The 13,408-nt window shown below is 57.0% G+C and carries 11 protein-coding genes; 2 read left to right on the plus strand and 9 right to left on the minus strand.

The features are described 5' to 3' along the window. The first annotated feature begins 185 nt into the window (after positions 1 to 185). Both M2Q46_RS15740 and M2Q46_RS15745 read left to right on the plus strand, forming a co-directional pair. On the plus strand, positions 186 to 2,042 hold the full coding sequence (locus M2Q46_RS15740; protein WP_302357610.1) for an ATP-binding protein: 1,857 nt from the start codon (positions 186 to 188) through the stop codon (positions 2,040 to 2,042). 2 nt (positions 2,043 to 2,044) lie between these two features. Next, the gene (locus tag M2Q46_RS15745) at positions 2,045 to 3,385 is read left to right on the plus strand and encodes a sigma-54 dependent transcriptional regulator (protein ID WP_302357611.1); all 1,341 of its coding nucleotides are present in this window, start codon (positions 2,045 to 2,047) and stop codon (positions 3,383 to 3,385) included. Between the two features lie 53 nt (positions 3,386 to 3,438). Here the strand turns inward: M2Q46_RS15745 and M2Q46_RS15750 are convergent, their stop codons facing one another. The 9 genes from M2Q46_RS15750 to M2Q46_RS15790 all read right to left on the minus strand — a co-directional run bounded on the left by M2Q46_RS15750 (position 3,439) and on the right by M2Q46_RS15790 (position 13,401). After that, complete coding sequence (locus tag M2Q46_RS15750) at positions 3,439 to 3,999, minus strand: MarR family winged helix-turn-helix transcriptional regulator (protein ID WP_035273469.1); 561 nt, start codon at positions 3,997 to 3,999, stop codon at positions 3,439 to 3,441. A gap of 380 nt (positions 4,000 to 4,379) precedes the next feature. Then, positions 4,380 to 5,174: an SRPBCC family protein gene (locus M2Q46_RS15755; RefSeq protein ID WP_257112382.1), complete on the minus strand. Its 795-nt coding sequence runs from the start codon at positions 5,172 to 5,174 to the stop codon at positions 4,380 to 4,382. 15 nt (positions 5,175 to 5,189) lie between these two features. Then, entirely contained in the window at positions 5,190 to 7,550 is a 2,361-nt protein-coding gene (locus M2Q46_RS15760; protein ID WP_302357612.1) for a xanthine dehydrogenase family protein molybdopterin-binding subunit, read from the minus strand. Further along, the gene (locus M2Q46_RS15765; RefSeq protein WP_302357613.1) at positions 7,543 to 8,052 is read right to left on the minus strand and encodes a (2Fe-2S)-binding protein; all 510 of its coding nucleotides are present in this window, start codon (positions 8,050 to 8,052) and stop codon (positions 7,543 to 7,545) included. The genes M2Q46_RS15760 and M2Q46_RS15765 overlap by 8 nt, the downstream gene beginning before the upstream one ends. Continuing rightward, complete coding sequence (locus M2Q46_RS15770) at positions 8,045 to 8,920, minus strand: xanthine dehydrogenase family protein subunit M (protein ID WP_035273480.1); 876 nt, start codon at positions 8,918 to 8,920, stop codon at positions 8,045 to 8,047. Before M2Q46_RS15770 ends, M2Q46_RS15765 begins: the two co-directional genes overlap by 8 nt. A 12-nt stretch (positions 8,921 to 8,932) precedes the next feature. After that, on the minus strand, positions 8,933 to 9,925 hold the full coding sequence (locus tag M2Q46_RS15775; protein ID WP_035273485.1) for a 4,5-dihydroxyphthalate decarboxylase: 993 nt from the start codon (positions 9,923 to 9,925) through the stop codon (positions 8,933 to 8,935). A 9-nt stretch (positions 9,926 to 9,934) separates the two neighbouring features. After that, positions 9,935 to 10,849, minus strand: a complete 915-nt coding sequence (locus M2Q46_RS15780; RefSeq protein WP_302357651.1) for a tripartite tricarboxylate transporter substrate binding protein — start codon at positions 10,847 to 10,849, stop codon at positions 9,935 to 9,937. Between the two features lie 323 nt (positions 10,850 to 11,172). After that, positions 11,173 to 11,958, minus strand: a complete 786-nt coding sequence (gene fabI / locus M2Q46_RS15785; RefSeq protein WP_009460819.1) for an enoyl-ACP reductase FabI — start codon at positions 11,956 to 11,958, stop codon at positions 11,173 to 11,175. Between the two features lie 33 nt (positions 11,959 to 11,991). Beyond that, entirely contained in the window at positions 11,992 to 13,401 is a 1,410-nt protein-coding gene (locus M2Q46_RS15790) for a transglycosylase SLT domain-containing protein (RefSeq protein WP_026485385.1), read from the minus strand. Positions 13,402 to 13,408 lie beyond the last annotated feature (7 nt).

The following is a 13,408-nucleotide window of genomic DNA, read 5'->3' on the forward strand; positions in this document are numbered from 1 at the left end:
GCTCGCCGGAATCCTTGTCCCGGCCCATAAGCTCATGACTAAAGCAACATCCGTGCCAATCTGTTCGCCGGCAGAAAACCAGTAAATAAGCGGCTTGCGGACAGGAGACTTCCCCGCTATCTGCTTATGTGTGCGAAAATCCGCACAGCTATTACTAATTTTTGGCGATATTTCGCACAGGTTTCATGAACTCCATTCCGGTTTCTTCGGGCATGCGGCGGCGCTTCAGGCTCGAATGGTTGCTGCTGCTGGGCTTGGCCGTCGTGCTGGGGCTGTTTGCCTTCTGGCGTTCGGCCGATTTGGGGACGGCTCGCTTGCTGGCACAAAGCGAGCAGCGGCTTGATTCCTTGATGCGCGGCAATGCGGGCTGGATCAGGACGATCCGAGACAAATTTCGCACCTTGTCCTTTGCTCTTGCACAGGACGAGGCTCTGCGCCAATACCTGATGGGCAATCCTGCCTATGGTGATGCCGAGGCTTTGAATCGCAAGTTCCAGCAATTGGCCGAAGATACGGGCGCTCCTGTTCTGTACCTGCTGGATATTCATTCGCAGACGCTGGTGTCCAGTAACTGGCAGGAGCCCGACAGCTTCGTGGGCAATCACTACGGTTTCCGCCCTTACTTCACCAAAGCCCTGGAGCAGGGGCATGCGGAATACTTTGCCTTGGGGACTGCCAGCGGCAAGGCAGGTTTGTACATTTCACGCATGGTGCAAGATCAGGACGGCAAGCCGGTTGGTGTGGTCGTCATCAAGCTGGTATTCGATCTGCTGGAAAAAGAATGGGAAGGTTATGGCGATCGCATGTTTGTAAGCGATCCCAATGGCGTGATCTTGCTAAGCGGTGAACCGGACTGGCGTTTGCATAGTCTGGATCAAGCCGCGCCCGAGCAACTGGTCAAGCTGCGGGCCAGTCAGCAGTTTGGTAATGAGCCCTTGGAGTCAGTGGGCTTGAATATGTCGGATTCCGGCGAACGGGCCTCCTTCTGGACATTGGGGCAGGAGCGCTTTTTGCATGTGCAGCAGCCTGTCGCAGGCAGTGATTGGGTTTTGCACGCGATGGCTCCCATGGATGCTGCATTGCAGACCCAGGCCTTTCAATCCCGTCTGACGGTGATGGGGTTGTTATGTGCAGCGCTGGTACTGACGGCCTTGGCCCTGCAACGCAATCAACAGCGCCGGGAAGCACAGGCGCGTCAGGAGCTACTGCGTGATGCGCTGGAAGAAGCGGTAGAGTCCCGGACGGCTCAGTTGCAGGTGGCGCGTCGTCGCCTGGAGCAGGAGATGCAGGCCCTGCAAGAAGCCCGTACGCGTGCGCGTGATCTGCGTGAGCAGTTGGAGCAGGCCGAGAAGCTGTCCTTTCTGGGGCAGGTGACGGCCGGGGTGGCTCACGAGATCAACCAGCCTGTCGCGGCGATTGAAGTCTATGCGGACAACACTTTGCGCTTGCTGGATCAGGGCCAGACGGAAACGGCACGGCAGAACCTGTCCCGCATCCAGACGCTGACCCAACGCATTGGCAGTATTACCTCCCAACTGTGTCATTACGCCCGCAAGCCCCAGGAACAGGAAGGCCCGGTACGGGTTCGTTCGGCTGTGGATAGCGCCTGGCAATTGCTGGAGCACAGGGCGCGGGCCCAAGGTGTGGGCCTGGAACTGGAGGGCGTGAACGAGTCTGTGCGTGTATGGGCCTTGCCGGTACGTCTGGAGCAGGTTCTGGTGAATTTACTGCGTAATGCGCTCGATGCTCTGGATGGGAGCCGTCAAGGGCGTATTCGTATAGAAGTCATGAGCGAGCAGCAGCATGTGCGCATTGTTGTTTCCGACAACGGCCCCGGCCTGAGTGCGGAAATCCGCCAACGCCTGTTTACGCCCTTTAGCTCCAGCCGTCGCCAAGGTGTGGGCTTGGGGCTGGTGATCTCGCACGATATTGTGGCGGCCCTGGGTGGCCGTTTGGAAGAAGGGCCTTCGCGCCTGGGTGGCGCCACGTTCCATATCGTGCTGCGCAATGCCGATAGCGAGCTGGGCCAGGGAGAGAGATAAGAATGGAAGTCGCGTTTGTTGATGATGATGCGGACTTGCGTGCCGCCGTGGTGCAAAGTCTGGAACTGGCGGGCCTGAAGGTGGTGGCCTGTGCCAGCGGGCAGGAGGCCCTGAGTCGCTTGCCCAAGGATTATCCGGGTGTGGTGGTGACGGACATTCGCATGCCGGGCATGGATGGTCTGGCGCTGATGCAAGCCTTGCATGCTCGCGATCCCGAGCAGCCCGTCGTGCTGATTACCGGCCACGGTGATATTGATATGGCCGTACAGGCCATGCACGATGGCGCCTTTGATTTTCTGACCAAGCCCTATCAGGCCGAACGCCTGCTGACGGTAATACGTCATGCCGCCATGCAGCGCAGTCTGGTTTTGCAAAACCGTGCCTTGCGCGAAGAACTGGACGAGGACGGCCAAGGCCCGGCGCTCCTGGGTAATTCCGAGGTCATGGTCAATTTACGCACTACCTTGCGGCATCTGGCACAGTCCGATGTGGATGTGCTGGTGGAAGGGGAAACCGGCACAGGCAAGGAAGTGGTGGCCATGTTGCTGCACCGCTGGAGCGCCCGAGCACAGCATCGTTTTGTAGCGTTGAACTGTGGTGCCTTGCCTGAAACCATTATTGAAAGCGAGCTGTTCGGCCACGAAGCCGGAGCATTCACGGGCGCGCAGCGCAGACGTGTAGGCAGTGTTGAACATGCACACTGTGGCACGCTGTTTCTGGATGAAATCGAAAGCATGCCCATGATTGCACAGGTGCGCTTGCTGCGTGTGCTGGAAACCCGTTGCGTAACTCCTTTGGGTTCCAACGAAGAGCATCCGGTAGATATCCGCGTCGTTGCCGCCAGCAAGGTGGATTTGTCCGACCCTGCCCAGCGTGCGAATTTCCGCGCCGATTTGTATTACCGACTCAACGTGGTCACCTTGCGCTTGCCGCCTTTGCGGGAGCGCAAGGAGGATATCCCCATGCTGTTCGCTCACTTTGCGGCGCTGGCTGCCAAGAAGTACGGTATGCCGCAAAAGATGCCCGATGCGCGCAGTCTGGCCTATATGCAGTCACATCACTGGCCGGGCAATGTGCGCGAGCTGGCACACTTTGCGCAACGTGAAGTGCTGGGTGTGCAGCACCCGGAGATCAAGGAGCTGGAAAACGAGGACTTGAGCCTGCCCGCCCGCATGGAGCAGTTCGAGTCGCAGCAGATACGTCAGGCGCTGGCACGCCATCGTGGCGATATCAAGGCGACCTTGCAGGACTTGCGTATCCCGCGCAAAACCTTTTACGACAAGTTGCAGCGGCATGGCATTTTGCGTAGCGACTTTGTGGAAGAGGGGGCGCAGGGTGAATAAAGGCTGGAGTAAAAGTGAGCTATATCGGGGTTTTGCTCAAATTTACGATCAGACTACATATTCCTCAGGGCAGCGCGCCCATATTGATTGTTGTGCTCCACAATGCGGGTCAGCATATCCATGAATACCTGACGTTGCTTTGCCGTCAGTGGGTCCAGCAGACGTTCCTGTGCCTTGTTCATGCCAGCGCTCAGTCCTTGCATGACGGCCAGGCCGGCCTCGGTAATGTAGGTTTGGCGCGAGCGGCGGTCATCAGGGTTGACGCGTCGTCCCAGCAGTCCTTTTTCTTCCAGACGGCGGATAACTTCTGCGGAGGTCGTGCGGTCCAGACCAAGCTCATAGCCTATGGTAGTTTGGTCTAGCCAGGGTGAGCCCATCAAGACGGACAGTACCCCGTGCTGGACAGGGGTGATATCGCTTTTGCATTCTTCGTAGAACATGGCGTAATGGATTTGGTTCAGACGTCGAACCAGAAAGCCGGAACGCGACCACAGCTTTTGCCGAAATAATTCGGCATTTTCTTCCTTTACTGGGCCGAGGGATTCGGCCTCGCCGGATTTCAGTCCTTTCTCTTGCTTTAACTCGGTGTGATTCTTCATGCTTAAGCCAGACATCAAGAGTGTGACCCATTAGCTGTGACTGGTGAGGCCACAGCTTGATGGCAGGATAAGCCCCAACGGGGCAGTAGTAACAAGGTCGGCGATTATAGGGAGGACAGCGCCAGACTAGGAAAGGTAGGCGCTGCATTCTTATTTTGTATTCGTTTCCACCTGGTGCTGTCCATGCTCAATCTCTCAGTTATTTCCCGACTTGCTGAAAAATATAATCAGTGTGCTGCTTTATCGCTTTTTCTTGGTGAAAGTTTCTCTGTTTTAAATCAAGAGTTTGTCAGGCGATTTTAATAACTGCGTGTTGGCAGCCGATTAATACCTGATTGGCATTTTCAGGGGCAGTCTAAGCGCCGGGTACAAGGCGCTTAGTTTCCTCGTAAGCTTTACGCGGAGTCCTTGCGCCCGAACAGTCTTCCCACTCGATAACGTATCTGCGACCAGAAGGCTTTGAGACCGATAGATAGCATATTGAGCTCGCCTGCATAGTCATCATCCTGTCGGCCACGTGCTTGCAGCCTTAGCAGGGTTTGTTGCATCTGGGCCTGTAGCTGCTGGGTTTGAGCGAGCACGGCTTGGGATTGATAAAGGATGGCTTGGGCTTCGATAGTGGAAACTGGCGTGGCAGCTATTGAGGGCATGTTGGCAACCGCAGCGCCAGCTGCGGCTGTCATGCCCTGGCTGCTGGGGAAGGCGGGGGCGTCAGAGCCCTGTGCAGGATTGGCGTCACCCTGCACCATGCGCGCAAGGTTGCGCTCGAACTGGCCCAGGATCTGCCCGGCCACTTCGGCGATCATGCCGCTGCCGCGTCCATATTGGGCCACAGCTCCTGACAAGGTCAGTTCTGTGCTGACCTCCACGTCGGTCCCTCCTTCTGGTGACGGTGTCAGCGCAAAGCTGAAGTCCGAGCTGGCTGAACCGCGTCCCTTGGGGTCCAGACCGGCGCCACGCAGATAGGCAATATGATTTTCCTCATCGGTGTTGACCAGCTCCGCAGTGCCATCAAAAGAAAGTTTGATCGGGCCGAGTTTGACTGAAACCGAACCCTGGTACTTGTTGCCGTCCAAGACATCAGTCAGTTTGGCTCCGGGCAGGCAAGGCATGATGCGCGGTACATCCAGCATGAGCGTCCATGCCTGATCCAGTGGTAGAGGAATGTGAAACCGGTTTTTGAAATTCATGGCAGCTTTCCTGTTTTATTGTGTCGGTTGCGTGGCCTGATCGATCAGTTCCAGTAGCCGCATAGGGCTGAGTGGGAACTCGTTGATGCGCACATTCAGCGGTGACAGTGCTTGCTCCACGGCTGAGATGACGACGGCGGCGACGGCGATGGTGGAGCATTCGCCCACGCCTTTGACTCCTAGCGGATTCAAGTGCGTGGGGGAGGGGCAGAACAACACCTCGATATTTGGTACTTCCGGGGCGGTGGGCAGAAGATATTCTGCACAAGTGGTGGACAAGGGCTGACCTTCGGCGTCGTAGGCCATCTGTTCGAACAAGGCATTGCCCAGACCATGGACGACCCCGCCAACGACCTGACCTTCCACGATCATCGGGTTGATGAGCGTGCCGCAATCTTGCACAGCCAGATAGCGTGTGATGTGGATAGCGCCAGTGCTGGCATCTACCTCCACTTCACAGGCGTGCGTGGATCCGGCGTAGGTTTGCTCGTCGCAGTGAAAATGAGCGGTGCTCTCCAAACCAGGGTCTGTCTTGATAGGCAGGCTGTAGCCCGGCACACCTTTGAGCTCCATGGCCAGTCGAGCCAGGCTGATGGTTGTGTCAGTTGCGCTGCTACGCACGATGCCGTAAGAAATGTTCAGGGTTTCTTGAGGAACTTTCAGCACGGCCGCTGCTGCCAGCAGCACTTTATGACGTAGTTGCCGGGAGGCCTGTTCAACGGCTGTACCCGCCATAATCGCCTGGCGACTTGCGAAACCGCCCATCCCCACACCGATGTGACGTGTATCGCCGGCATGAACGTCTATGCCTGCGGGTTCCACGCCGAAATGTGCTGCGCAAATCTGCGCCAGCGAGGTCTTGATGCCTTGGCCCATGGCCAGGGCTCCCGTGAACACGGCAATTCGACCGGATGGGAAAATCTTGACGGTGGCCGACTCATAGGGGCCGCGACCGGTTGGTTTGACGGCATTAGCCAGGCTTTGGCCCAGATAACGGCCTTGAGCAAGGGCCGCCTGTCGTCGTTGTTCAAAACCGTCGCGGTCCATCGCCTGCTCTGCCATGGCTTGCATGCGGGGAAAGTCTCCGCTGTCGATAACCAGTGGTATACCCGCCCTGGATTTCAGCGGCTTGGTGTAGGGGATTTTGGCGGCAGGAATCAGGTTCAGTTCGCGGCAGCGGATGGGGTCCATGCCGATCTGTTGCGCGAGCCGGTCCATTAATCTGTCCATGACGAAAGCGGCTTGCGGATAGCCTGCGCCGCGTACGGTAGCCACTGGCACCTTGTTGGTGTAGACCACGTCAGCAGTCAGACTGAAAGCTGGAACGACATAGGGGCCCGTCATGGATGAGGCTGCGTTGTAGGGGACGTTGGTGCCCTGCGGCGTGTAGGCTCCGTGGTCATGGATGAAACTGCCACGCAGGCCGCGTATGCGCCCGTTTTTATCGGCCGCCAGAGATACTGACCATACCTGGTCGCGCTCCTGAATAGAGGTCAGGAAGTTCTCGCGTCTGTCTTCTACCCATTTGATGGGACGACGTAGCAGGCGGGCGACAGCTGGAATGACGATTTCTTCGGGGTAGATCATGAACTTTGCCCCAAAACCGCCGCCTACGTCGGGGGTGATCACACGTAATTGATCTTCGCGATGGCCCAGCATCAGGGCCAGGGTGTAGTGCAGTTCGTGTGCCATCTGGGTGGATGACCAAACGGTCAACTCGTTGCCGGCGGGGTCCAGTCGTGCAAGCACGCCTCGCCCTTCGATGGGATGAGCACAGCCGCGGTGGGCTGAAAATGACTCCTCGATGAGGATGTCTGCATCAAGGAAGGCGGCATCGATATCGCCATAGGCCAGCGTGTAGTTTTGCAGGCTATTGCTTTGTAGTTCGGTGCGTACCACCGCTGCATTCGGTTCCAGAGCCAGACGCAGGTCAGAAATCGCTGGCAGGACTTCGAAGTCGATAGCCACCAGTGCAGCAGCATCCTCGGCTATGTGACGGGACTGGGCGACGATCACGGCAATCGCTTCGCCAACGAAGGCGACTTCTTCGCGTGCCAGGACGAAGGGGACGGTATTTTCTGGAAGTACGGCAAAGGCAAAGCCCAATGGCATACGCCAATGAGTTAATTCGCCCATCAGGTCTTGCGCGGTAAATACTCCGTGTACGCCAGGTAAGGCTCGGGCTGCCGACAGGTCTATGGAACGAATGCGTGCGTGCGCGTGAGGACTACGTACAAAGCACGCATGCAATACACCCTCCATGGGGATGTCATCCAGAAACTGGGCCTGCCCGGTTAACAAGGCTTCATCTTCCAGGCGCAGAAAGGAGTGCCCCAGACCGCAGGCGCCTTGTTCCTGCTGGTGAGGATCATTCATGAGCATGGCTGGTCCTCATCGCAGCAGCGGCTTTCTGTACCGCACGCACAATATTCTGGTAGCCGGTACAGCGGCATAGATGACCGGACAGCACGTCGCGTATCAGTTCGGGGCTGGGATCGCTGTGGTTCTCCAGCAGCTCGACGACTGACATCAGGATGCCCGGCGTACAGAAACCGCATTGCAGGGCATGCAGCTCGCGAAAGGCTTCCTGGATGGGATGCCAGCAGCCTTGCTCGTTGGCAAGGCCTTCAATGGTGCGGATATGCTTGCCTTGGGCCTGTACTGCCAGCATCAGGCAACTACGGGCTGAGTGGCCGTCAATCTGCACGGTGCAGGCGCCGCAGACGCCGTGCTCACAGCCCACATGGGTCCCTGTCAAACCCAGATCGTGGCGCAGGAAATCGGCCAGATTGACACGAGGCTCGGCATGGGCTGTCAGGTTCTGGCCATTGACACACAGGGTGATGGGGCGACTGCCCGAAGGAAGGGGGTTATTCATGCCGTTGTCCTGTACGAGAGAGCGCTAGCCGCAGGGCGCGCGCCGTATATTCTTTGGCCAGCCGCTGGCGATACCAGCCCTGGACATAACTATCGCTGGAAGCATCGACCTGGCCACATAGTTCGGCGGCCAGTTCGATATCTGAGGGGCTGGCCGGGGTGCCCAGCAGGGCGTTTTCTGCCTCGGTCATGCGAAGGGGAAATGCACCTACTCCGCCCAGGGTGATGCTGACGCGACTCACCAAGCCGGCTTCATCCAGCAACAGCAACGCAGCGCAGGACACGATGGCGAAATCGCCATGCCGCCGGGAGAACTCCAGAAAAGCCCAGCCGTGACTGGCGGGCCACGGCTGCACCTGGACGCGGATCAACAGCTCGTCAGCCTGCATGTTGGGGGTCATGTAGGCTGCCGGGAAATCGGCCATTGAAAGTGTTCGTTCTCCACGTATGCTGGCGACGGTCAACACAGCATCCATCGCCATGCTGACTGTCGGTATTTCGGCAGAAGGGTCCAGCTGACAAAGGCTGCCGCCCACTGTTCCTCGGTTACGGGTCTGGCGATGCCCGACGTTGAGGATTGCATCCTTCCAGAGCGGCAGACGTGTTGCCACCAGCTCGGAAAATTCAATGTCGCGCTGGCGTGTCATGGCACCCATCGCGATATCGCCATTCTCTTGCTCTTGCAGGTAGGACAGTTCGGGCAACTGGTTGATATCGACCAGCGTGTCCGGAAATGCAAAGCGCATATTGAGCATGGCCAGCAAGGACTGGCCTCCAGCCAATACACGGGCGTTTTCCTGATTGGCCAACAAGCCCAGTGCCTGAGCCAGCGTTTCGGGGGCGTAGTAATTGAAAACGGGAGCCTTCATGCCGGTTTTGCCTTATATCTTGGAGAGGTCCAGCGAGGAGGCCGCGAACAGTTCCTCGGGCTTGACCAGGCGTTGCGACATGCCCTGATCGTGGTGGTACTGCGCAAAGGTCTGGATGGTGTGGCGATTTGCCTCCAGGCCATAGGGCCAGTAGTCCTCTCCCATCAAGGCTTTGGCTTCATTGTGATGGTGCACCATCCACGGCAGGGTGACAGCCAGATGGCACAACTCGTTCAGTTCATGCACGGCCAGTTCTTTGGCCTTCAGAAAGGACTTGTACACACTGACCGGCAGCCAGGGGTTGTCCTGTACCAGAGACTTGCGGATGCCAACCATATGCATGATCGGGAAGATGCCCGTGCGGCGGAAGTAGTCTTTTTCTACTTCCACGTACTCATCTCCGAACAGACGGCCCACATTGGGGGCGTTACGCAGAAAGCATGAAGGTGCTCGTGCTCCGATGTATCCGTCGATTTCGCCTTTTTCCAACATGTCCGACAAGGTGCGGTCATCCGGGATCTGCTCCAGGCTGATGTCATCTGGCAGATCAATGGGAGCGCGCTCGCCACGGCCTGGTTCTTCGATCCCTCCGCGTACCCATTTGATCTGATTGGGCCGGATACCGAACTCATCTTGCAAGATGCCCCGGATCCAGACGTTAGCTGTGATCTGGTATTCGGGCACACCAATGATTTTGCCTTTCAGATCTTCGGGCTTGCGGATACGGTCGGTACGCACATAGATGCCGGAATGGCGAAAAACGCGTGACAGAAAGGCTGGAATACCCACGTACTGATTGTCGCCACGCGCGGTAGTCATCATGTGGCTGCTCATGGAGATTTCCGTAACGTCGAACTCCTCGTAGCGAAATGCACGATGAAACGCTTCCTCAGGCTCCAGGGATACGACATTGATATCACAGCCCTCAATTCCGACACGTCCATCTTTCAAGGCCAGAGTACGGTCGTAATTGCCAATCGATACGCTTAACTTCAGTTTGCTCATGGTGGATCCTTAGTTGATTGTTAGTCCAATTTTTTGTGCCAATTCGCGAAACCGGTCGATGTCGGCATTGATCATCGCCTGGAACTGGGCGGGGCCGTCGTGGGCAACGGTGTAGCCCAGGCTTGTCAGCTTGGCTTGCACATCTTCGCGCGCAATGATTTTTTCGATCGCCTCATGCAGTCTTTGCACGACAGGCTCGGGAGTGCCAGCGGGAGCCAGTAAGCCGTGCCACTGGTTCAGCTCGTAGCCTGGGTAGCCAAGCTCGGCGATCGAAGGCACATCGGCCAACAGGGGACTGCGCTCTGCCGAGGTCACAGCCAAGGCACGTACCTTCCCGCTTTCAATGAAGGGCAGGGTGCTGGAGGCAGTGACGAAGGCCGAGCCCACCTGATCACCCATCACATCGTTCAGAGCGCCACCGCAACCTTTGTAGGGGATATGCGCCATTTCCACGTCCGCTGCTTCGTTGAGCATTTCGCCGGCCAGATGTTGCGGAGTACCGTTGCCGCAAGAGCCAAAGAACACTTCGCCCGGTTTTTCCTTGGCAGCCGTTAGCATGTCTTTCAGTGTCTTGTAGGGGGAGTTGGCCGGCACGATGACGACTGATGGAACAAAGGCGAAGTTGGAGACGGCTGTGAAGTCATTCTTGGGATCAAACGGCAGCTTGTCGAACACGGCCGGATTGACAGCAAAGGAGCTGTTGACCATCAGCAGTGACTGACCGTCGGCCGGGCGCTGGGCCACCATACGGGCGCCAATATTGCCGCTGGCACCGGGACGGTTGTCCACAATTGCGGGCTGGCCGAGTTGTTCGTTGAAGTAATTCCCGACCAGGCGGGCCAGTAAATCCGTGCCCCCTCCTGGTGGGAAGGTGACGATAATTTCGATCGGTTTATTAGCACTGGCGGTGGCGGGGGCCAGCATTGCACAGCTCAGCAAAAGCCCAGCCAGGGCCAGCAGACGCGGTTGGCGTTGGAACATTGTGTCTCCTCGAGAATCGAGTTCTGTGATTGATTTTTTATGCTTTAATAGTCAGTGCACTGACATAAATATTATTCACAGATTATTTTTTATATCCTACTAGGGAAAACGAGAAAATCAGTGTACTGATTTATTTATGTTTTTTATTGCTTATATAAGAAGCCAGTAGCGCAAATTGCAGCTGATCCAGGGCCAAAAAAAAGGAACAGTGCAAAAGCCTGTTCCTTTTTGTCATCAGGATGCTTGTAGGCATCTGATGCTAGCCTTTACTCCTGCATACCTGGAACGATGCAGTTAAAGCCGGCGTCAACGTGCGTGATTTCGCCTGTGATACCGCTGGCCAATTCGGACATCAGGAAGGAGGCCACATTGCCTACTTCTTCAATGGTGACGTTGCGCTGCAAGGGAGCGTGCGTCTCTACGAATTTCAGAATGGTGGAGAAGTCCTTGATGCCGCTGGCAGCCAGGGTCTTGATAGGACCGGCCGAGATGGCGTTGGCACGAATGCCGTACTCGCCCAGCGCCACCGCCAGGTAACGCACGGAGGCTTCCAACGCAGCTTTGGCCACGCCCATGGTGTTGTAGTTGGGAATGGCTTTTTCAGCGCCCAGGTAGGTCAGGGTCAGCACCGAACTCTTGCGGCCCTTCAGCAAGGGCAGGGCAGCCTTGGCCAGTGCGGGAAAGCTGTAGGCGGAAATGTCATGAGCGACGCGGAACGATTCGCGCGACAGGCCGTCCAGGAAGTTGCCGGCAATGGCTTCACGGGGTGCAAAACCAATGGAGTGCACCAAACCGTCCAGACCGTCCCAGCGCTCGCCCAGCGAGGCCATGGCCTGTTCGATCTGATCGTCTTCAGACACATCACAGGGCAGCACGATATCCGTGCCCAGTTCTTTGGCAAAGCCTTCAACACGTTCTTTAAAACGCTCGCCCACATAGGTCAGGGCAATATCAGCACCTTGTTGGCGACATGCTTGCGCAATCCCGTAAGCAATAGAGCGATTCGAGAGGACGCCTGTGACCAGGATGCGTTTTCCTTGCAGGAAACCCATGCTGAAAATCCTTTATGTAATTAGTGGGTGGACTTAGCCACGAATATTGGAACCGGGAACACGCAAACGTGTCCCCCTGGAAAGAGAGCTGCCTTTGATATTGTTCAGGCGTCGCAGTTCTGCCACCGAAGTGTCGTACCGTTTGGCCAAGGCGTAAAGTGTATCGCCCTGTCGAACCGTATGGGTGCGCACATTGGCGCCGCGACGCAAAACAACAGTGTCATTCTTGCGGTTGACGCTGGCCGTTTGCGTACGAGCACGGCGTGTGCTTTGCGCTACCGGGGCGGCAGGTGTATTGGTCAGAGAAGCCAGTTGCAGGCTGCCTTCACCCAAGGTGGTGCTGGGCACCAATAGTGTCTGGGCAACGGCCTTGGTACTCTTGCTACCCAAACCGTTGATGGAGCGCAACTGCGACAAGGTAATGCCGTGACGCTGGGCAATGGACAGATAGCTTTCGCCGCGCTTGGACTGGTAGGCCTTCCAGTTACTGAGCTTGCCCTGGTAGGCCGCCAGATTGGCATTGAAGATATCCACCTTGTTGGCGGGCAGCAGCAAGGTGCCGCGATCGGCAGGGATTGTGGGGCGATTGTGGGCAGCGTTCAAGGCTTTGAACTCATCCACGGAGATTTCAGCCAGTTCAGCAGCAAGGGCTACGTCAATGTCCTTGTTTTTGCGCACGGCTGTGAAATACGGTGTATTGCTGACTGGAGGCAGGGTGATGCCATAACGCTCCGGGTTAGCCACAATGTTTTTGATCGCTTGCAGCTTGGGGACGTAATTACGTGTTTCGTCCGGCATCTTCAGCGATAAGTAGTCAACATCCAGGTTGGCCTGTTCATTACGCTCCATGGCGCGGCGTACCGAACCTTCACCCCAGTTGTAGGAGGCCAGGGCCAAATACCAGTCGCCCTGGAACTCGTACAAGTAAGACAGATAGTCCAAAGCAGCGCGAGTGGACTCGACCGGGTCACGGCGCTGATCTACCCACCAGTTCTGCTCCAGCTTGTATTGTGTGCCGGTGCTGGGGATGAACTGCCACAGACCGGACGCATGGGAGCGCGAATAGGCGACGGGGTTATAGGCACTTTCCACAAAAGGCAGCAAGGCCAGTTCGGAAGGCAGGCCACGGGCATCGAGCTCGTCCATGATGTGGTACAGATAGCGCGAGGCGCGCTGGCTCATGGTACGGATGGATTCGGGGTGCGAAGCGTAGTAGTTGGTCCAGTAATCAACCAGATCGGTATGCAGGTTGGGGATGGAGAAACCCCGGCGCATCCGGTCCCATGCGTCTTTGGGTGGGTGGGTCAGATCAATGGTGCGAGACGTATCGGCGGCAATGCTGGTGGAGGTCTTGGCGGCTTTTTGAGGGCTGACCTTGGGGCCTGTGGCGCAGCCTGCCAGCACGAAAGCGCATAGCAGCGCAAAAAGTCTCATTAGGTTCATTGCGGAA

This window comes from Alcaligenes sp. YSL9, from assembly GCF_030515105.1.
Taxonomy (GTDB): domain Bacteria; phylum Pseudomonadota; class Gammaproteobacteria; order Burkholderiales; family Burkholderiaceae_B; genus Alcaligenes; species Alcaligenes phenolicus.